This window comes from Streptomyces sp. MMCC 100, from assembly GCF_041538145.2.
Classification (GTDB): domain Bacteria; phylum Actinomycetota; class Actinomycetes; order Streptomycetales; family Streptomycetaceae; genus Streptomyces.
Map to the genome: position 1 here is coordinate 1,456,956 of NZ_JBGORK020000001.1, position 20,409 is coordinate 1,477,364.

A 20,409-nucleotide genomic window follows, 5' to 3' on the forward strand; every position below is an offset into this window, starting at 1 on the left:
CTCCGGGCACTTCGAACGCCCGGAAGGCAGGAGACCGCACCGCACCATGACGGAACGACCCGCGCAGCGCACCCCCAACCGCCAGCTCGCCGCGCTCATCGCCGAAGCGGGGTTCTCGAACGCGGGTCTCGCGCGTCGCGTCGACCAGCTCGGACTCGAACACGGCCTGGACCTGAGATATGACAAGACGTCCGTCACCCGGTGGCTGCGCGGCCAGCAGCCCCGCGGCACGACCCCGGCCCTGATCGCCGAGGTCTTCACCCGGCGCCTGGGCCGCCGCCTGACCGCCCAGGACCTCGGCCTGGACGCCTGCGCGCCCGTCTACGCGGGCCTCGAGTTCGCCGGGAGCCCGGAAGAGGCGGTCGACATCGTCGGCGGGCTGTGGCGCAAGGACTCCGGCAGCCACGCCGAGCTGCGGAAGATCGCCTTCACCCCGGCCGGGCTCGTCGTGCCCAGCCGGGACTGGCTGATCGGCCGCGCCGACGAGAAGGTGGCCCGCGTCGAGGTGCCCGTCCGCATCCCCGCGCAGGGCCGGCCCGCGACCCCCAGGCTCGCCGTCCCGCTCGATCCGTCCCGGCGCCGGGCCCCGGCCGAACGCGGCCCGGGTCAGAAGGTCAGCGGCGGCGACCTCGCCGCGCTGCGCTCGGTCGGCGAGCTGTTCCGCAGCCTCGACGACCGGTACGGCGGCGGACACGCCCGCCAGGCCCTCGTGCGTTACCTGGAGCACGAGCTGGAGCCGATGCTGCGCGGCACCTACGGCGAGCAGACCGGCCGGCGCCTCTTCGCCGCCGCCGCCGACCTGACCCGGCTCGCCGGCTGGACGTCGTACGACATCGCCGCGCACGGCCTCGCCCAGCGCTACTTCGTGCAGGCGCTGCGGCTGTCGCAGGCGGCGGCGGACCGGGCGTACGGCTCGTACGTGCTGGTCACCATGAGCCGGCAGGCCGTCTACCTGGGGCACGGGCGGGAGGCCGTGCAGCTCGCGCGGGTGGCGCAGCAGGGCGTGGGGACCTCCGCGCCGCCGGTCGTGCAGACGCTGCTGCACGCCGCCGAGGCGCGGGCGCACGCCGTCCTCGGCGAGGTGCGGGCCTGCACCGCGGCCCTGGTGCGGGCCGAGCGGGCGCTGGAGGCCGCCCGGCCCGGCGACGAGGTGCCGCACTGGGCGCGCTTCTTCGACGAGGCGCAGCTCGCCGACGAGTTCGGGCACTGCCACCGCGACCTGCAGCAGTTCCGGGCCGCCGCCCAGCACGCGGAGCGCTCGCTGCAACTGCGCGCCCCCGTCTACGCCCGCAGCCGGCTGTTCTGCCGGGTCGTCCTCGCCACCGCCCGGCTCGGCCTCGGCGAACTCGACCAGGCCTGCCAGCTGGCCGCCGAGGCGGCAGGGCAGGCGGCCGAGATGCGCTCGGTGCGCGCCGCGGAGTACGTCCGCGACTTCGAGCGCCGCCTGGAGCCGTACCGGGACGCGGCCCCGGTCCGGGGGTACCGGGACAAGGTGGCCGCCCTGGGGTAGACGACGGGCGCGGGCCGTCCCGGCGGCGACGATCCCGGGTCACCGCCGGGGCTGTCGCCGCCGGCCTCGGCATCGTGCCTGGGTGCGGCGCGCCCCCGGAGGGGTGGCTAAGCCGCCCGCGCCGACCCCACCGCCTCCGCCGAGTGCATCGGGCGGCCCGCTCCCAGGTCGGACAGGATCGCCGCCGAGGCCCGGTGGCCCGAGTGCAGCGCGCCCTGGACGGTGCTGGTGTCGCGGTGGTCGCCGCACACGTACAGGCCGGCCAGCAGCCGCACCGGCCTGCGCGGGTCGTGCGGCGGGCGCATCGCGGGCACCGCCTCGGGCGTGTGGTGCACGGCGAGGGTCTCCCAGCGGGTGGTCGGGGTGCCGTAGAGGCGGGACAGGTGCATGCGTACGGCGGTGTCGAGGTCGGGCGGGGGAGGGCCGAGGACCGTCGACGAGACGAGGGTGCGTCCGGCGGGCGCGCGGGACGGGTCCACCCGGCTGATCTGCGCCGTGTGGGCGACCGGGCCGCCGCGGTCGGCGTCGAGCAGCAGGGACGCGCCGGTCGTCGTCGGCGGTTCGTCGGTCGTGTGGTGGACCACCGTCACCGGGTGGAAGTCCGGCACCCTCAGGCCCGGCAGCAGCTCGGCCGCCGCGCGGGCGTCGGTCGCCACGAGGACGGCCCGGCAGTGGATGACGCCGTGCTCCGCGGTGGTCACGGCGTTGGTCGCGACCGCGGTGACGCGCACCCCGGTGTGCACGGTGCCCGGCGGCAGCGACCGCGCCATGTGCTCCGGCAGGGCCTCCGCGCCGCCCTCCGGCAGCGCCAGCCGCCCGCCGGCGAAGGCGCGCAGCGCGAGGTCCGCGCACCGGCTGGACGTCGTGAGGTCCGGGTCGTACAGCAGGGCGGCGAGCAGCGGGCGCAGGAAGCCGTCGATCGTGCGGGCCGGCAGCCCGCGGGCGGCCAGCGCCCGGGCGGCGGGCAGCTCCGGGCGGGCCAGCAGCCGTTCGGCCGGGGTGTGCGCGAGCCGGGCCAGCGCGGCGCCGAGCCGGGCCTGGTCGACGGCGGTGCCGAGCGGGGCGCCGGCACGGGTGCGGGGCGCGGCGGCCGGCCTGCCGGACGCGCCGGGCGCGTTGACCGTGCGCCGGGGTGAGGGCATCGAGCGGGGGGCGCTCGCGAGGGCGCGCACCGCATGGAGTGCGCCCCGCGCGCTCCGTACGCCCGCCGGGGCGCCCGCGCGGTGGTGACGGCCCTCGCTGTGCAGCAGGACCCCGGGGGCGAAGGGCAGCAGCGCGAGGCCGTCGAGCCCGGGGGTGCGACGCAGTTCGGGATACGCCGTGGACAGCAACTGTCCGATTCTGTCGAGCCGGAAACCGTCGACCTTCTCGGTGGCCATCCGGCCGCCCACCGTATGGGCGGCCTCCAGGACCGTGGTCGTCACTCCTGCGCTGGTCAGCCGTTCCGCCGCGGCGAGTCCGGCGATCCCGGCCCCCACGACGACGACGTCCGCCTGGTACGCGGGCTCAAGCACGTGCCCCTCCTCGAGGTTGCGCGGCCGCTGGAGACGTCATGCCCCCAACAGGCTTGAGGAATACCCGAGTTCGACACGAGGTTAGGGTCCGGAACGGTCACGGGGAGTCGCACGGAGGCGGTACACGGTCGCACGCCGGTCGCATACGCGCGCGAAACAGTCGTCATCCGGTCGCCAGGTGGTCGGCGCGCGGTCGGCGAACGCCACGGGGTACGCCTACAGCGCCGCCCGGATCGCTCCGTCGATCTCCGGGAACGCGAAGCGGAAGCCCGACTCCAGGAGGCGGGAGGGCAGGACCCGGGCACTGCCGAGGACGTCGCCCGCCATCTCGCCGAGCGCCGCCCGCAGCACCGGCGCGGGCACCGCGAACGGCGCCGGGCGGTGCAGCACCCGGCCCATGGCCACCGTGACCTCACGGTTCGTCACCGGCTGCGGGGCGGTCAGGTTGAACGGGCCGGACAGGTCGTCCCGGTCCAGGAGGTGCCGGATCGCCGCCACCTCGTCGTGCAGCGCCACGAAGGACCAGTACTGCGACCCGTCACCCAGCCGCCCGCCGAGTCCCGCCCGGAAGAGGGGGAAGAGCCGACCCCAGGCGCCGCCCCCGCGCGCGACGACCAGCCCGGTCCGCGTGAACACCGTCCGCACGCCCGCCTCCCGGGCCGGGGCCGCCGCGGCCTCCCACTCCACGCACAGGCCCGGCAGGAAGCCCTCCCCGGCGGGCGCGCTCTCGTCCACGGGCCGGTCGCCGGTCTCCCCGTAGAAGCCCACCGCGCTGCCGTTCACGAAGACGCGCGGCGGCCGCTCCATCGAGGCGACGGCCTCCGCGAGCGCCGTCGTGCCGTGCACCCGGCTGCTGCGGATGCGCGTCTTGTACGCGTCGGTCCAGCGGCGGTCTCCCACCCCGGCCCCGGCCAGATTGACCACGGCGTCGCAGCCTTCGAGTCCGGCCGCGTCCACCCGCCCGTTCTCGGGGTCCCAGCGGATTTCGTCCGCACCCCCGGGCGCGTGCCGCACCAGGCGCACCACCTCGTGGCCGTCCGCGGTCAGGGACCGCGCCAGTGCACCGCCGATGAGACCGGACGCGCCGGCCACCGCGATGCGGGAACGTCCCCTGCCCGAGCGTCCGTCGTCCACGCGTCCGTCGTTCATGGGGCCATCCTGCCGGGTGGCCCGGAGAAAACCACGGAACGGTCGCCGTCACCGCGCCGTACAGTGACCGTCATGCCAGCCCCGCACATACGCCGCGCCAGGCCCGAGGACGAGGAACCGCTGCGCCGGATCGACCTCGAGACCTGGTCCCACCTGCACGCCGTCTCGCCCCCGCCGGGACCGGACGACCCCTTCTTCCGTGACACCTGCGGGCCCGACGCCCACCTGGTCGCCGAACTCGACGGCGCCGTCGTCGGCTACGTCCGCCTCGGCTTCCCCACCCCGCTGGCCTCCAACACCCACGTCCGCCAGATCCGCGGCCTCGCCGTCGCCGGCGCGGCCCGCGGCCACGGCGTGGGGCGGGCCCTGGTCCGGGCCGCCGTCAAGGAGGCCCGGCAAGAGGGCTTCCGCCGCATCACCCTGCGGGTCCTCGGCCACAACACGGCCGCCCGGGGGCTCTACGAGTCGGAGGGCTTCGTCGTCGAGGGCGTACAGCCCGAGGAGTTCCACCTCGACGGCCAGTACGTCGACGACGTGCTGATGGGACAGATGCTGACCGCGCTCACGACGTGACCGGCTCGCCCGTGTCCACCGCCCGCGTGGCGTCCGCCGCGCTGCGTGCATCCGGGGCCACCTCGGCCGCCGTCAGCACGTAGCCGGTCTCCGCGTCGGAGGTGGAACGGGCGAACACCACGCCGTACACCCGGCCGTCGGTGGTCAGCAGCGGTCCGCCCGAGTTGCCGGGGCGGACCGTGGAACGGATCGAGTAGATCTCCCGGGTCACGTTCTCGTCGTTGTAGATGTTCTGGCCGGTGGCGCGGATCCGGTTCGCCACCGTCGCCGCCCGCAGATCCAGGGCGCCGTCCTGCGGATAGCCCGCGACCACCGCCGCGTCGCCGCGCGAGGCGTCCTCGTCGAACCGCAGCACCGGCGCCCGCAGGCCGGGGACGTACAGCACGGCCACGTCCTTGTCCGGGTCGAACAGCACCACCCGCGCCTCGTACGCCGGGCCCACGCCGCCGACCCGGACGCTCGGGTCGTCGATGCCGGCCACCACGTGGGCGTTGGTCATCACGCGCTGCGGCGCGTACACGAAGCCGCTGCCCTCCCGGCCCTGGGCGCCGGCGACGCCCTCCACCTTCACCGTGCTGAGCTTGGCCGCCAGGGTGGCCGCGGGCGTGACGCTGTCGCCCGAGGGTTCGGCGACCTCGGCGGCCGACTCGTTCTCGAACGGGTTGAAGACCTGGGGGAACCCGGCGTCGGCCAGCGCGGACGTCGCCCGGGAGAACCACGTGGGGGTGGTGTCCGGCATCACCCGCTGCACCGCGCCCAGCACGGTCGAGTCCCGGATGGCCGAGGTGAGCAGCGAGGACGAGGAGGCCGCCAGGACGCTCGCCGCCACCCACGCCACGATCAGCGCCGCCGCCGAGTTCGCCACCGCACCGCCCACCCCGTCGGCCACCCGGAGCGGACCGGCGTCCAGTTCCCGGCGCAGCCGCAGCGCGAGACGCCCCGCCAGTTCGTGGCCCACCATCGCCGGCAGCAGCACCGTGACCACCGCGACCACCGTCGCCCCGGTCGAGCCACGCGCCACCAGGTCCATCGTCCACGGCAGGAGCCACACCCCGAGCACCGCACCGCCCACGAAGCCGGCCAGCGACACACAGCCGGCCACCAGCCCGCGCCGGTATCCGGACGCCGCGTAGACCAGCACCACCAGCGCCAGCACGATGTCGAGCAGGTCCACGCGAACCGCCTTTCTGCCGGATCCCGGGACCCTCAGTACGTGCCGTACCGGGCCGATGATCAGCCTGAGACGCACGACTGTCCGAAAAGCGGCCATCCATGCGAGCGAACGTGTGCGGTCAACCGTGAAACGCCGTGCACCGGGACGATGGTTCCACCGGGTGGCACACCACACATCGCGGACAGAGCGGATCCGCCGGACAGTAGGACCATGCCAGTCTTCCGAGGACCGCGCCGGGCCCGGGAGCGCCGTGCCTCCCGCATACCCGGCGCCGCCCGTACGCCGGCCGCGGCACGGGCGCTGCTCGGCGCCCTGCCCGGGCTGGCCGCCGTCGCCGCGCTCTTCCTGTGCGCGAACGGCGTGGAACGGGCGGCCGACGCCGAGGCCGCTCCGGCGGCCGCCACCGACCGGTACGCCGCGCCCCGGCCCGACATCGTGCCCCGGTCGGCCTGGCTGGGCGACGCCGCCCGCGCCCAGCCCGCTCCCCGCTACGACGACAAGGTCATCGCCGTCTTCGTCCACCACACGGACACGCCGAACGGCTACGACTGTGCCGATGTACCGGCCATCCTGCGCGGGGTGTACCAGGGCCAGACCGGCGCCCGGGACTGGGACGACATCGGCTACAACTTCGTCGTCGACCGCTGCGGCACCATCTACGAGGGCCGCGCCGGCGGCATCGACCGTCCCGTCACCGGCGCCCACACCCAGGGCTTCAACCACCGCACCACCGGAATCGCCGCCCTCGGCACCTACACCGCCGGGGTGCCCGTGCCCGACGAACTGACCGACGCGATCGCCGCCGTGGCCGCCTGGAAACTCGGCGAGAGCGGCACCGACCCGCGCGCGAAGGTCGCCCTGGTCTCCAGCAACGGCCTCAGCCGCTACGCCGCGGGCGCCACCGCCACCCTGCCCGCCGTCGCGGGCCACGACGACGGCTACGCGACCAGCTGCCCGGGCGCCGCCCTCACCGCCCGCCTCGCCGACATCAGGGACACGGCGGCCCGCCTCCAGGGCCGCGCCTGACCGCCGGGCGGGCGGCGCGCCTCAGTCCGGCCCGAACCTCGCCCACAGGCGGGGCAGGCGCTCGGCGAGGGCCCGGTCGTCCTCCAGGTCGATCGGCGTGCCCAGCGGTTCGGCGGGCGCGGGCGCGATGCCCAGGTCCGGGGCGACGGTGCCGGTGAGCTGCTCGTAGGCCTCGTCGGCCGCGTAGCCCAGCTCCTCGCCGTCGCCGTCCAGCTCCTCGTCGAAGTCGTCCAGCAGCTCGGCGAGCGAGTCGGGCTCGTGCACCGCGCCCTCGTACACCTCGCGCCCCTGGCCGATCAGCCAGCACCGGAAGAAGTCGAAGGCGTCGTCGCTCGCCCCGCCGAGCAGCACCCACGCGGCACCCCACAGGTCCCAGGTGCAGGCGCGGTTGTACCGGGCCTCGAAGTGGCGGGCGAAGTCGAGCACCAGGTCCGGGTCCATGCCGAGCAGCCGCTCCACGAGCAGGTCGGCCTGGTCCTCGGGATCGCCGTCGGCGCGCTGCCGGGCGGCGTCGATCAGCTCCCAGAACTCCGTCTCGTCCATCACGGCTCCAGCATCGGCCCTGGGCGGGGGTGGCGCACGTGGAGTGCGGCGGATCGTTATGTGCGGGTGCCTCCGGCGGTGGGGGCGGTGCGGTGCCTGCGGCGGCCTGTGCGGGTGCCTCCGGCGGTGGTGGGGGTGCGGGGTGCCTGCGGCGGCTTGTGCGGGTGGGGTGGGGGTGCGCGTAGCGCGGTGCGTTGTGGGTGGGTCGGGGCCGCGTCGGGGGGTGTCCGTCCTCGGAACGGCGCGGAATCGGTCGGCCACAGATCTCACCGGCGCGGACGCGCCAACCGCTGCGGGCGGACACCCCCCGANCCGATCTGGTGTCCGTCCTCGGAACGGCGCGGAATCGGTCGGCCACAGATCTCACCGGCGCGGACGCGCCAACCGCTGCGGGCGGACACCCCCCGACACGTCCCCTTCTCGCCGTACGCGACTGCCGGTCGCCTACCCGTCGCTGCCCCGTCCTGCCGTACGCGGCTCCCCGCCGTCGCTGCGGGCAGTCGTGCCGCTGGGGCGGCACGGGTGGGCGGTGGGGGCACCTCCCGCTCGAGCGAAGCCGAGAGTGGGGGAGGCACCCCGTAGCGCCGGGCCGCGCGACCCACGCCCACCCCGGGCAACCGGACCACGCCGCCCCGCGGCACCCCGCGCTCAGCCCCCGTACAACGCCGCCAACCGCCGCGCATCCCGCGCGAAGCGCTCCCGCAGTGCCGCCGGCGACAGCACCTCCACCTCCGGCCCGAGCCCCCTGAGCTGCTCGTGCGCGACCTCCTCCGACTCCACCGGCAGCGTCACCGTCACCCAGCCGTCCGCGTCCGGCGCCTCGGCGGCCTTCAGCGCCTCCCGGGCGGACAGCGCGTCGACGGCGTGCGGCAGCGCCCGTACGCCCTGGGCCGACAGCCGCACCACGACCTCGGCCCGCAGGATCGACCGCGCGAACTGCTCGGCCCGCTCCGTCCAGAACGCGGGCAGGTCGAAGTCCTCGTCCCGGGTGAAACGTTCCTCGCCCGCGTCCACCGCCGTGAACCGGTCGATGCGGTACACGCGGAAGGGCCCGTCGCCCGTCGTCCGCGCGACCCTCGCGCACAGGTACCAGACACCGGCCTTCAGTACGAGTCCGTACGGCTCCAGCTCCCGTACGACCTCCTCCTCCCCGCGCCGGTAACGCGCGGCGACGCGCCGGTCGTCCCAGACCGCGTCCGCGATCGTCGGCAGCAGCTCGGGCGTCTCGGGCTCGCGGAACCAGTTCGGCGCGTCCAGGTGGAACCGCTGGGCCGCCGTACGGGAGGCGTCCCGCAGGGACGGGAGCAGGGCCGCCGACACCTTCAGGCGGGCCGCCGAGGCCGCGTCCTCCAGGCCCATCTCGCGCAGCGCTCCGGGGACCCCGGACAGGAACAGCGCCTCCGCCTCGCCCCGGGCCAGCCCGGTCAGCCGGGTGCGGTAGCCGCCGATCAGCCGGTAGCCGCCGGTCCGTCCCCGCTCCGCGTACACCGGTACGCCCGCCTCCGAGAGCGCCTGCGCGTCCCGCGTCACGGTGCGCTCCGACACCTCCAGCTCCCGGGCCAGCTCGGCGGCGGTCATGGCCGGGCGGGACTGGAGGAGCAGCACCATCTTGATGAGGCGGGCAGCACGCATCCCCACATGATGCAGGAGGACGCGGAAGGCCCCCGCCGTGGCGGGGGCCTTCCGTTCGTGACTCGGGGGCCTCTACAGGCCGTAGCGCTCGCGCGCCTCCTTCACGGCCGTCGCCTTGACCTCGCCGCGCCGGGCGAGCTGGGCCAGGGCCGCGACCACGATGGACTCGGCGTCGACGCCGAAGTGGCGGCGGGCCGCGTCACGGGTGTCCGACAGACCGAAGCCGTCGGCGCCCAGCGAGGACCAGTCCTGCTCCACCCACTGCGCGATCTGGTCCGGGACCTGGCGCATGTAGTCGGAGACCGCGAGGACCGGGCCCTCGGCGCCCTGGAGCGCCCGGCGGACGTACGGCACCCGCTCCTCGCCGCGCAGCAGCGCCGCGTCGGCGTCCATCGCGTCCCGGCGCAGCTCCGTCCAGGAGGTCGCGGACCACACGTCGGCGGCCACGCCCCACTCCTCGGCGAGCAGCTGCTGCGCCTTGAGCGTCCAGTGGATCGCCGTGCCGGAGCCCAGCAGCTGGATGCGCGGGGCGTTGGCGGCCGGGGTCAGGCCCGCCGTCTCCGCCGTGTTGAAGCGGTACAGGCCCTTGACGATGCCCTCGTCGACGCCGGGCGCGGACGGCTTGGCCGGCTGCGGCATCGGCTCGTTGTAGACCGTCAGGTAGTAGAAGACGTTCGGGTCCTCGCCCGGGGCCGCCTCGCCGTACATGCGGCGCAGACCGTCCTTGACGATCGTGGCGATCTCGTACGCGAACGCCGGGTCGTACGACAGCGCGGCCGGGTTGGTCGCCGCGATGGCGGGGGAGTGGCCGTCCGCGTGCTGGAGGCCCTCACCGGTCAGCGTGGTGCGGCCGGCCGTCGCGCCGACCAGGAAGCCGCGGCCGAGCTGGTCGCCGAGCTGCCACATCTGGTCGGCCGTGCGCTGCCAGCCGAACATCGAGTAGAAGATGTAGAACGGGATCATCGCCTCGCCGTGCGTCGCGTACGCGGTGGACGCGGCGATGAAGTCGGCCATCGAGCCGGCCTCGGTGATGCCCTCGTTGAGGATCTGGCCGTTCTTGGCTTCCTTGTAGTACATCAGCTGGTCGCGGTCGACCGGCTCGTACGTCTGGCCCTTGGGGGAGTAGATGCCCAGGGACGGGAAGAGGCTCTCCATGCCGAAGGTGCGCGCCTCGTCGGGGACGATCGGCACCCAGCGCTTGCCGGTCTCCTTGTCGCGGACCAGGTCCTTGACCAGGCGGACGAAGGCCATGGTGGTGGCCACGTTCTGCGAGCCGGAGCCCTTGTCGAAGGACGCGAACGCCTTGTCGGCGGGCGCGGGCAGCGGCGCCAGCGGGTGCACCCGGCGGGCCGGGGCCGGACCGCCGAGGGCGGCGCGGCGCTCCTGGAGGTAGCGCACCTCCGGGGAGTCGGCGCCCGGGTGGCCGTAGGGGACCACGCCGTCGACGAAGTCGCTGTCCTTGATCGGCAGGCCGAGCAGGTCGCGCATGTCCTTGAACTCGTCCACCGAGAGCTTCTTCATCTGGTGGTTGGCGTTCTTGGACGCGAAGCCGGTGCCGAGGGTGTGGCCCTTGACCGTCTGGGCCAGGATCACGGTCGGCGCGCCCTTGTGGGCGAGCGCCGCCTTGTACGCGGCGTAGACCTTGCGGGCCTCGTGACCACCGCGCGAGAAGTGGAAGCACTCGAGGATCTTGTCGTCGGACAGCAGCTTCGCCATCTCGGCGAGCTGCGGGTCCTTGCCGAAGAAGTCCTCGCGGATGTAGGCGGCGTCGCGCGTCTGGTACGTCTGCACCTGCGCGTCCGGTACCTCGCGCAGCCGGCGTACGAGCGCGCCGGTGGTGTCGAGCTGGAACAGCTCGTCCCACGCCGTGCCCCACAGCGACTTGATGACGTTCCAGCCGGCGCCGCGGAACTGGGCCTCCAGCTCCTGCACGATCTTGAAGTTGGCGCGGACCGGACCGTCGAGGCGCTGCAGGTTGCAGTTGATGACGAAGGTCAGGTTGTCCAGGCCCTCGCGGGAGGCGAGGGTGAGCGCGGTCGTGGACTCCGGCTCGTCCATCTCGCCGTCACCGAGGAACGCCCACACGTGGGAGTTCGTCAGGTCCTTGATGCCGCGGCTGGTCAGGTAGCGGTTGAACCGCGCCTGGTAGATCGCGGAGATCGGGCCGAGGCCCATGGAGACGGTGGGGAACTCCCACAGCCAGGGCAGGCGGCGCGGGTGCGGGTAGGACGGCAGTCCGTTGCCGCCGGCCTCGCGGCGGAAGTTGTCCAGCTGCTCCTCGGACAGGCGGCCGTCGAGGAAGGCGCGGGCGTAGATGCCGGGGGAGGCGTGGCCCTGGACGTAGAGCTGGTCGCCGGAGCCGTCACCCTCCTTGCCCTTGAAGAAGTGATTGAAGCCGGTCTCGTAGAGCCAGGCCGCGGAGGCGAAGGTGGCGATGTGGCCGCCGACGCCGTACTTGCTGCCGCGGGTCACCATCGCCGCCGCGTTCCAGCGGTTCCAGGCGGTGATCCGCTGCTCCATCGCCTCGTCGCCGTCCACGGTGGGCTCGTCGGCGGTCGGGATGGAGTTGACGTAGTCGGTCTCCAGCAGCTTGGGCAGCGCCAGGCCCGCGCCCTCGGCGCGCTCCAGCGTGCGGCGCATCAGGTACGCGGCACGGTGCGGCCCGGCCGCCTGGGTGACGGCGTCCAGGGAGGCCTGCCACTCGGCGGTCTCCTCGGGGTCGCGGTCCGGGAGCTGGTCGAGCTCGCTCGGCTGGATGGCTTTGGGGTCGGTCATGTCGCCGCCTTCCTCAGTCGAAGGGGGTTCCCTCATCGGCAAGGGTTCGGGGTGCCCTAGGTCTTTGGCAGGACAGGGCTGGGCTCCGGTGGGAGTCCAAGCGTGACTGTAACTCCCTGATCGATGATCGATCAAAGGGTTGAGGGGCAAAACCTCTTGATCACGAGAAAGTCGGCACGGGGTGCCTCCGGCGGTGGCACGGGGTGACCTTGAAATTGGGGGTTTGTGCAGGTGAGCGCGGTGCGGCTCGGGTGGTTCAGGGGCGCGGGGAACTGCGAAAAGGGGGTCTGGGGGCGTAGCCCCCAGGGACGGGGACGGGAACGGGAACGGGAAGGGGCGGCGGGGGCGAAAGAGACTAGGCCCGGGGGGCGCAGCCCAGGACGTGGGACTTGACGATCTCCGGGATCCGGGGGTCCCGGCGTCGGAACGCGGCCACCAGCTCCTCGTGCTCCTCCGCGTACGACTGCTGCACCGTCCCCAGCCACCGTATCGACAGTGCCGTGAACACCTCGATCCCCAGCCCCTCCCACGTGTGCAGCAGCACCGAGTTGCCCGCCGCCCGCACCAACTCCCGGTGGAAGCCCACCGTGTGCCGCACCTGGCCCGTGCCGTCGGAGACCCGGTCGGCCTCGTACAGCGCGGCGACGTGCGGTTCCAGGGCCGAGCAGTCCTCGGCGAGCCGCTCCGCCGCCAGCTCGGCCGCGATCGCCTCCAGGCCGGCCCGGACCGGGTAGCTCTCCTCCAGGTCGGCGGCGGTCAGGTTCCGCACCCGTACGCCCTTGTTCGGCGCCGACTCGATCAGCCGCAGTGACTCCAGCTCCCGCAGCGCCTCCCGCACCGGCGTCTGGCTGACCTCCAGCTCGGTGGCGATCCGGCGCTCCACGATCCGCTCGCCCGGCTGCCAGCGTCCGCTGATGATCCCTTCCAGGATGTGCTCGCGGATCTGTTCGCGCAGCGAGTGGACGACGGGCGCGGTCATGGGAGCTCCTTCGGGAGGGTCCCCTTCGGACCCCTGGGGCGGCTGACGTTTAGACAATACGGCCGTCACGGCGGGCGGGAAGGGCGCATGGGGGCGCTTTTACGCAGGTGAGACGAGACTTACACAGCGTGCCCCGGCCGGAACACGGTGATGCCCCGGCTCCGGACGCGGCGATGCCCCGGCTCCGAACACGGCGGTGCCCCCGCCCGGGAAGTTCCGGGCGGGGGCACCGTACAGGCCCGCTGGCGGGGGGAACTACAGGCCGAGCTCGACCTCGAACTCGCCCGCCTCCAGGATCGCCTTGACCGCCGTCAGGTAGCGGGCGGCGTCGGCGCCGTCCACCAGACGGTGGTCGTAGGACAGGGTCAGGTACGTCATGTCGCGGACGCCGATGACCGGGCCGTCCTCCGTCTCGATGACGGCCGGACGCTTGACCGTGGCACCGATGCCGAGGATGGCGACCTGGCCCGGCGGCACGATGATCGTGTCGAACAGCGCGCCGCGCGAACCGGTGTTGGAGATGGTGAAGGTCGCCCCGGCCAGCTCGTCCGGGCTGATCTTGCTGGCCCGCACCTTGCCGGCCAGGTCGGCGGTCGCCTTGGCGATGCCGGCCAGGTTCAGGTCACCGGCGTTCTTGATGACCGGGGTCATCAGGCCCTTCTCGGAGTCCACCGCGATACCGATGTTCTCGGTGTCGAAGTAGGTGATGGTCCCCTCGGCCTCGTTGATCTTGGCGTTGACCGGCGCGTGGGCCTTCAGCGCCTGGGCCGCGGCCTTGACGAAGAACGGCATCGGCGAGAGCTTGACGCCCTCACGCGCCGCGAACGCGTCCTTGGCACGGGCGCGCAGCTTCATCAGACGGGTGACGTCGACCTCGACGACCGACGACAGCTGGGCCTGCTCGTGCAGCGCCTTGACCATGTTGTCGCCGATGACCTTGCGGATGCGCGGCATCTTGACGGTCTGGCCACGCAGCGGGGAGGCCTCCAGGACGGGGGCCTTCTTCGCGGCGGGCGCGGCCGGGGCTGCGGCCGGAGCCGGGGCGGCCTTCGCGGCCTCGGCGGCGGCGACGACGTCCTGCTTGCGGATGCGGCCACCGACGCCGGTGCCCTTGACGGTGGACAGGTCGACGCCGTTCTCGGCGGCGAGCTTGCGCACCAGCGGGGTGACGTAGGCGCCGTCGTCCACCGGCTGGGCGGCGGCCGGGGCAGCCGGAGCGGCGGCCGGGGCCGGTGCCGGGGCGGCGGGCTGCGGGGCGGGAGCCGGCGGCGCCTGCGGGGCCGGAGCCGGGGCAGCCGGAGCCGGAGCGGCCTGCGCGGGAGCCGGGGCCGGGGCGGCCGGAGCCGGGGTGGGCTCGGGCTGGGCCGGGGCGGCAGGGGCCTCCTGGGCCGGGGCGGCGGCCGGAGCGGCACCCGCCGCACCGATGACGGCGAGCTTGGCGCCGACCTCGGCGGTCTCGTCCTCGCCGACCACGATCTCCAGCAGGGTGCCGGAAGCGGGCGCCGGGATCTCGGTGTCGACCTTGTCCGTCGACACCTCCAGCAGCGGCTCGTCCTCCTCGACGCTGTCACCGACCGACTTCAGCCAGCGGGTGACGGTGCCCTCGGTGACGGACTCGCCGAGCGCGGGCAGGACGACGTCCGTGCCCTCGGCGGAGCCGCCGCCGGTCGAGGCGTCGGCCGTGGGAGCGGGCGCCGGGGCGGCCTGCTCGGTGGAGGGGGCGGCCGGGGCGGGCTCGGGGGCCGGCTCGGCGACCTGCTCGGCCTGCGGGGCCTCGGCGGCGGCCGGGGCGCCACTGCCGTCGTCGATCAGCGCCAGCTCGGCACCGACCTCGACGGTCTCGTCCTCGGCGACCTTGATGGAGGACAGCACGCCGGAGGCGGGGGCCGGGATCTCGGTGTCGACCTTGTCGGTCGAGACCTCGAGCAACGGCTCGTCGGCCTCGACGCGCTCACCCTCGGCCTTCAGCCAACGGGTGACGGTGCCCTCGGTGACGCTCTCGCCGAGCGCCGGAAGGGTTACGGAAACCGCCATGGTTTCGGTTGCTCCTTACGAATTTGCGGAAGTCTGTGTTCGTCGCGCCCGAAGACCGAAGCGGTCAGTCGTGCATGTGGAGCGGCTTGCCGGCCAGCGCCAGGTGGGCCTCGCCGAGCGCCTCGTTCTGCGTCGGGTGGGCGTGGATGAGCTGGGCCACCTCGGCCGGCAGCGCCTCCCAGTTGTAGATCAGCTGCGCCTCGCCGACCTGCTCGCCCATACGGTCGCCGACCATGTGGACGCCGACCACGGCCCCGTCCTTGACCTGCACGAGCTTGATCTCGCCCGCGGTCTTCAGGATGCGGCTCTTGCCGTTGCCGCCCAGGGGGAACTTGATCGAGACGACCTTGTCCGCGCCGTAGACCTCCTTGGCCTTGGCCTCGGTCAGGCCGACGGAGGCGACCTCCGGGTGGCAGTACGTCACCCGCGGCACGCCGTCGTAGTCGACCGGCACGGTCTTCAGGCCGGCGAGCCGCTCCGCCACCAGGATGCCCTCGGCGAAGCCGACGTGTGCGAGCTGGAGGGTGGGAACGAGGTCACCGACGGCGGAGATGGTCGGGACGTTGGTCCGCATGTACTCGTCGACGAGGACGAAGCCGCGGTCCGTCGCGACCCCGTTCTCCTCGTAGCCCAGGCCCTGCGAGACCGGGCCGCGGCCGATGGCGACGAGCAGGACCTCGGCCTCGAACTCCTTGCCGTCGGCGAGGGTGACCTTGACGCCGTCCTGGGTGTACTCGGCCTTCTGGAAGAAGGTGCCCAGGTTGAACTTGATGCCCCGCTTGCGGAAGGCGCGCTCCAGGAGCTTGGAGCTGTTCTCGTCCTCGACCGGGACCAGGTGCTTGAGGCCCTCGATGACCGTGACCTCGGAACCGAAGGACTTCCACGCGGACGCGAACTCGACGCCGATGACGCCGCCGCCCAGAACGATCGCGGACTTCGGCACGCGGTCGAGCGTGAGGGCGTGGTCCGAGGAGATGATCCGGTTGCCGTCGATCTCCAGGCCCGGCAGCGTCTTCGGCACGGAGCCGGTCGCGAGCAGGACGTGGCGGCCCTCGACGCGCTGACCGTTGACATCGACCGAGGTGGGGGAGGACAGCCGGCCCTCACCCTCGATGTAGGTGATCTTGCGGGAGGCGACCAGACCCTGCAGGCCCTTGTACAGGCCGGCGATCACCTCGTCCTTGTACTTGTGCACGCCCGCCATGTCGACGCCCTCGAAGGACGTCTTGACGCCGAACTGCTCGCTCTCGCGGGACTGGTCGGCGACCTCGCCCGCGTGAAGCAGGGCCTTGGTGGGAATGCAGCCGTTGTGCAGGCAGGTGCCGCCAAGCTTGTTCTTCTCGATCAGGGCGACGTCCAGGCCCAGCTGTGCCCCGCGCAGGGCCGCGGCGTAACCACCGCTGCCACCGCCGAGGATCACTAGGTCGAAAACGGTGCTGGCGTCGTTCGCCACGTCACGTCCTCCATGCATGTGCGCCACGCCGGTCTCCAGTGACCGGTCGGCGGCTGGTGTCCGGCCGCTCATTGTTCTCGGCCCTTGGGTGGGCCCTGTCCTGCCGGGCTCCATCTTCGCACTTGTGAGAGGCGAACGAGACGTGGGGCCGGGGTGTGAGACGCCCCACGTTCACATGAGCGGGCTCCTCCTTGGACCGAGGGTTTTCCTTCGGCCGAGGGAAGGGCGTCCAACCCAGGGGCCGCGGGGCTGTGTCCGATCTGCGGCTCCGCCGCGTGGGCGCGACCGGGCCGGGGTGCTTCTTCGGCCGAGGGAAGGGCATCCCCCCTCAGGGGCGCGGGGCTGTGTCCGATCTGCGGCTCTGCCGCGTGGGCGCGACCGGGCCGGGGTGCTTCTTCGGCCGAGGGAAGGGCATCCCCCCTCAGGGGCGCGGGGCTGTGTCCGATCTGCGGCTCTGCCGCGTGGGCGCGACCGGGCCGGCGTGCTTCTTCGGCCGAGGGAAGGGCATCCCCCTCAGGGGCGCGGGGAACTGCGCGACGAGCCACGACGGGCCCGCAGCCGCACAACCACCCGCACCCCCGACTCATTGGGCGCCGTTAGCCCAGCTCACCCGCAGCCGCCAGCTCGGCAACCCGCACCAGCGTCCGCACCGCCGTGCCCGTGCCGCCCTTCGGCGTGTACCCGAACGGACCGCCCTCGTTGAAGGCCGGACCCGCGATGTCCAGGTGCGCCCAGGTGATGCCCTCGCCCACGAACTCGCGCAGGAACAGGCCGGCCACCAGACCGCCGCCCATCCGCTCGCCCATGTTCGCGATGTCCGCGGTCGGCGAGTCCATGCCCTTGCGCAGGTGCTCCGGCAGCGGCATCGGCCACGCCGGCTCGCCGGCCTCCTCCGCCGCCTCGTGCACCGCGGAGCGGAACGCGTCGTCGTTCGCCATGATCCCGTACGTCCGGCTGCCCAGCGCCAGCATCATCGCGCCGGTCAGGGTCGCCACGTCGATGATCGCGTCGGGCTTGTCCTGCGAGGCCGCCCACAGCGCGTCGGCGAGCACGAGCCGGCCCTCGGCGTCGGTGTTGAGCACCTCCACCGTCTTGCCGCTGTACATGCGCAGCACGTCACCCGGGCGCGTCGCGGAGCCCGACGGCATGTTCTCGGCCAGCGCCAGCCAGCCGGTCACGTTGACCTCCAGGCCGAGCCGCGCGGCGGCGACCACCGCGGCGAACACGGCGGCGGCGCCGGCCATGTCGCACTTCATCGTCTCGTTGTGCCCGGCCGGCTTCAGCGAGATGCCGCCCGAGTCGTAGGTGATGCCCTTGCCGACGAAGGCGAGGGACTTCGTCGCCTTGGGCGAGGTGTACGACAGCTTCACCAGCCGCGGACCCGAGGCCGAACCGGCGCCGACGCCGAGGATGCCGCCGTAGCCGCCCTTGGTGAGCGCCTTCTCGTCGAGCACCTGCACCTTGATGCCGTGCTCCTTGGCGGCGGCCTGCGCCACCGCCGCGAACGCCTCCGGGTTGAGGTCGTTCGGCGGGGTGTTGACCAGGTCGCGGGCGCGGTTCAGCTCCTCGGCGACGGCCGCGGCACGCTCGAGGGCCGCCTTGTACGCCTTGTCGCGGGGCTTGCCGCCGAGCAGCGCCGCCTCCGCCAGCGGGGCCTTGCCGTTGCCGTTGCCCTTGGCCTTGGCGTCCTTGGCGTCCTTCGCGGACTCCTTGTACGCGTCGAAGGAGTACGCGCCGAGCAGCACGCCCTCGGCGACGAAGCCGGCGTCGGCGGCCTCGGCGAGCGGCAGGGCGAAGGCGGCCTTCTTCGCGCCGGCCAGGGCGCGGGCGGCCGCGCCGGCGGCCCTGCGCAGCGACTCGGGGTCGAAACCGGCGTCCTTCTCGGGCTCGGCACCGAGGCCCACCGCCACCACGACGGGCGCCTTGAAGCCGGACGGCGCGGGCAGCTTCGTCACCTCGCCCTCGGAGCCGGAGGCACCGAGGGTCTCCAGGACGCCGGCGAGCCGGCCGTCGTACGCCTTGTCCACGGCCTCGGCGCCCGGTGCGACGGACGGGCCGTCCGCGCCCTTGGCGACGCCGATCACGATCGCGTCGGCCCGGAGGCCGGGCGCCGCGGCGGTGGAGAGAGTGAGAGCAGTCACGGTGGTGAAATCTCGCTTCCGTATGAAGTCTGGTGTGGCCGAATGCGGGTGGGTCGACCGGGCCCGACATCCGACCCTAGATCCCTCCTGCGATGCGGTCCTCGCCTGGGCAGGCGAACACTCGGCACGAGACTACGCTCGCCCCCGGCCGCGCTCCCTCCCACGGGGCCGCGGTTTCCTCGCGGCGCCGCGGACGGGAGATCATTCCGGGGGTACGCCGCCCACCCCAACCGCACTCTGGAGCACCCCTCGTGAGACGCCCGGTCCTGTCGACAGCCCTCCTCCTGCTGCTGCTCGCGGGCTGCACGTCGGCCCCGGGCGACGACGGCGACGACGGCGAGGCCGCCGGCCACTGGCGGCCGACGCCGGGCACCGCCTGGCAGTGGCAGCTCAGCGGCAAGCTCGACACGTCCGTCGACGTACCGGTCTACGACATCGACGGCTTCGACCACGGCAAGGCCACGGTGGCGGGCCTGCACGAGGACGGACGCAAGGTCGTCTGCTACGTCTCCACCGGCGCCTGGGAGGACTTCCGGCCCGACGCCGACGCGTTCCCGGCGGCGGTGCTGGGCAAGGGCAACGGCTGGGAGGGCGAGCGGTGGCTGGACATCCGCGCGACGGACGTCCTGGAGCCGCTGATGGCCGAGCGCCTCGACATGTGCCGCGAGAAGGGCTTCGACGCCGTCGAGCCGGACAACATGGACGGCTACGAGAACGAGACCGGCTTCCCGCTCACCGGCGACGACCAGCTCCGCTACAACCGGCTGATCGCGAAGCTCGCCCACGACCGCGGGATGGCCGTCGGCCTGAAGAACGACCTGGACCAGATCCCGGAACTGGTGGACGACTTCGACTTCGCCGTCAACGAGCAGTGCGCCCAGTACGGCGAGTGCGCCGACAACCGGCCGTTCATCGACGCGGGCAAGGCGGTCTTCCACGTCGAGTACGAGCTGCCGACCGAACGCTTCTGCGCCGACTCCCGTGAGCTGCGGCTCAGTTCGATGCTGAAGAAGTACGAACTGGGCGTGTGGCGCGAGGCCTGCTGAACTCCTGAGCCTTGAACTCCTGTGGCCTGCGCCTGAATCTCAGCCCAGGACCAGGACGACCAGCGCGGTCGTGGCCGCCGTCTCCGCCACCCCGCCGAAGACGTCGCCCGTGACGCCGCCGAAGCGGCGGACGCAGTGCCGCAGCAGCAGTTCGGCGACGGCGACCGCGCACACCACGGCGAGCGCCGTGCGCAGTGCGTCGTACGGGCCCAGGTACGCGCCCGCCGCCGCGCCGGCCACGGTGACGACCGCCGCCGCGGCCAGCGCCCCGCCGGCCGGGACCACCCCGGCGACCGCCGCGCCCAGCCCCTCCGGACGGGCGGCGGGCACCCCGGCCCGGGCCGCCGTCGTGAGCGCCAGCCGGGCGGCGGTCGCCGACACCACGGCGGCGACCGCGCCCCGCGCCCACGAGCCGTCGTAGGCCTGCGCGAGGGCGGCCACCTGGGCGAGCAGCGTGAACAGCAGGGTGAGCACGCCGAACGGCCCGATGTCCGACTGCTTCATGATCCGCAGGGCGTCCTCGGCGGGTTTGCCGCTGCCCAGACCGTCGGCGGTGTCGGCCAGCCCGTCCAGGTGGAGTCCGCGGGTGAGTACGGCGGGTACGGCGGCCGTGGCGACCGCGGCGAGCAGGCTCCCCGCGCCCAGGGCGAGCAGTGCCAGTCCGACGCCCGCGGCGGTGACGCCCACGGCCAGCCCGGCCAGCGGCGCCCACAGCATGCCGCCGCGCGCGGCGTCCCGGTCCCAGCGGGTCACTTTGACCGGGAGCACGGTGAGAGTGCCGAAGGCGAAACGGAGGCCGTCGGGGCAGGGGGTCCTGAGCACCGGCGCAGACTACCCGGCGGTCGGCGGGGCGTTGACGG

At 73.6% G+C, this 20,409-nt stretch carries 15 protein-coding genes; 4 read left to right on the forward strand and 11 right to left on the reverse strand.

The window, feature by feature from the left end:
* The first annotated feature begins 46 nt into the window (after positions 1-46).
* Positions 47-1,510 carry an NsdA family TPR-like regulatory protein gene (locus ABS735_RS06715; RefSeq protein WP_373901920.1) on the forward strand — a complete coding sequence of 488 codons (1,464 nt, stop codon included), beginning with the start codon at positions 47-49 and terminating at the stop codon, positions 1,508-1,510.
* 107 nt (positions 1,511-1,617) lie between these two features.
* On the opposite strand, the gene ABS735_RS06720 is transcribed toward ABS735_RS06715, so the two are convergent.
* Together ABS735_RS06720 and ABS735_RS06725 are read right to left on the reverse strand one after the other, a co-directional pair.
* Positions 1,618-3,024 carry an NAD(P)/FAD-dependent oxidoreductase gene (locus tag ABS735_RS06720; RefSeq protein WP_373901921.1) on the reverse strand — a complete coding sequence of 469 codons (1,407 nt, stop codon included), beginning with the start codon at positions 3,022-3,024 and terminating at the stop codon, positions 1,618-1,620.
* Positions 3,025-3,240: 216 nt separating this feature from the next.
* Positions 3,241-4,173 carry a TIGR01777 family oxidoreductase gene (locus ABS735_RS06725; RefSeq protein ID WP_373901922.1) on the reverse strand — a complete coding sequence of 311 codons (933 nt, stop codon included), beginning with the start codon at positions 4,171-4,173 and terminating at the stop codon, positions 3,241-3,243.
* A gap of 72 nt (positions 4,174-4,245) precedes the next feature.
* Here ABS735_RS06725 and ABS735_RS06730 point away from each other — a divergent pair, with 72 nt between their 5' ends.
* A complete protein-coding gene (locus tag ABS735_RS06730) occupies positions 4,246-4,746 on the forward strand; it encodes a GNAT family N-acetyltransferase (protein WP_373901923.1) in 501 nt (166 codons plus the stop codon).
* On the opposite strand, the gene ABS735_RS06735 is transcribed toward ABS735_RS06730, so the two are convergent.
* Entirely contained in the window at positions 4,736-5,920 is a 1,185-nt protein-coding gene (locus ABS735_RS06735) for a MarP family serine protease (RefSeq protein WP_373901924.1), read from the reverse strand. The two genes, ABS735_RS06730 and ABS735_RS06735, sit on opposite strands and share 11 nt — an antisense overlap.
* A gap of 147 nt (positions 5,921-6,067) precedes the next feature.
* Between ABS735_RS06735 and ABS735_RS06740 the strand changes: the two genes are divergently transcribed.
* Positions 6,068-6,946, forward strand: coding sequence for a peptidoglycan recognition protein family protein (locus ABS735_RS06740; RefSeq protein ID WP_373901925.1), 879 nt, complete (start codon positions 6,068-6,070; stop codon positions 6,944-6,946).
* A gap of 21 nt (positions 6,947-6,967) precedes the next feature.
* Here the strand turns inward: ABS735_RS06740 and ABS735_RS06745 are convergent, their stop codons facing one another.
* From ABS735_RS06745 to ABS735_RS06775, 7 genes are all read right to left on the reverse strand, one after another.
* Positions 6,968-7,489: a DUF4240 domain-containing protein gene (locus ABS735_RS06745; protein WP_373901926.1), complete on the reverse strand. Its 522-nt coding sequence runs from the start codon at positions 7,487-7,489 to the stop codon at positions 6,968-6,970.
* A 648-nt stretch (positions 7,490-8,137) separates the two neighbouring features.
* On the reverse strand, positions 8,138-9,121 hold the full coding sequence (locus ABS735_RS06750; RefSeq protein ID WP_373901927.1) for a helix-turn-helix transcriptional regulator: 984 nt from the start codon (positions 9,119-9,121) through the stop codon (positions 8,138-8,140).
* Between the two features lie 72 nt (positions 9,122-9,193).
* Positions 9,194-11,896 carry a pyruvate dehydrogenase (acetyl-transferring), homodimeric type gene (gene aceE, locus ABS735_RS06755; protein ID WP_373901928.1) on the reverse strand — a complete coding sequence of 901 codons (2,703 nt, stop codon included), beginning with the start codon at positions 11,894-11,896 and terminating at the stop codon, positions 9,194-9,196.
* A 355-nt stretch (positions 11,897-12,251) separates the two neighbouring features.
* Entirely contained in the window at positions 12,252-12,875 is a 624-nt protein-coding gene (locus ABS735_RS06760) for a GntR family transcriptional regulator (RefSeq protein ID WP_373901929.1), read from the reverse strand.
* Positions 12,876-13,130: 255 nt separating this feature from the next.
* Entirely contained in the window at positions 13,131-14,909 is a 1,779-nt protein-coding gene (gene sucB, locus ABS735_RS06765) for a 2-oxoglutarate dehydrogenase, E2 component, dihydrolipoamide succinyltransferase (protein ID WP_373901930.1), read from the reverse strand.
* A gap of 64 nt (positions 14,910-14,973) precedes the next feature.
* Positions 14,974-16,362: a dihydrolipoyl dehydrogenase gene (gene lpdA / locus ABS735_RS06770; RefSeq protein ID WP_361007345.1), complete on the reverse strand. Its 1,389-nt coding sequence runs from the start codon at positions 16,360-16,362 to the stop codon at positions 14,974-14,976.
* Between the two features lie 596 nt (positions 16,363-16,958).
* Positions 16,959-18,503 carry a leucyl aminopeptidase gene (locus tag ABS735_RS06775; protein WP_373901931.1) on the reverse strand — a complete coding sequence of 515 codons (1,545 nt, stop codon included), beginning with the start codon at positions 18,501-18,503 and terminating at the stop codon, positions 16,959-16,961.
* Between the two features lie 251 nt (positions 18,504-18,754).
* On the opposite strand from ABS735_RS06775, the gene ABS735_RS06780 reads away from it, so the two are divergent.
* The gene (locus ABS735_RS06780) at positions 18,755-19,549 is read left to right on the forward strand and encodes an endo alpha-1,4 polygalactosaminidase (RefSeq protein ID WP_373901932.1); all 795 of its coding nucleotides are present in this window, start codon (positions 18,755-18,757) and stop codon (positions 19,547-19,549) included.
* 39 nt (positions 19,550-19,588) lie between these two features.
* Here the strand turns inward: ABS735_RS06780 and ABS735_RS06785 are convergent, their stop codons facing one another.
* Positions 19,589-20,371: an adenosylcobinamide-GDP ribazoletransferase gene (locus ABS735_RS06785; RefSeq protein ID WP_373901933.1), complete on the reverse strand. Its 783-nt coding sequence runs from the start codon at positions 20,369-20,371 to the stop codon at positions 19,589-19,591.
* Positions 20,372-20,409: the final 38 nt, after the last annotated feature.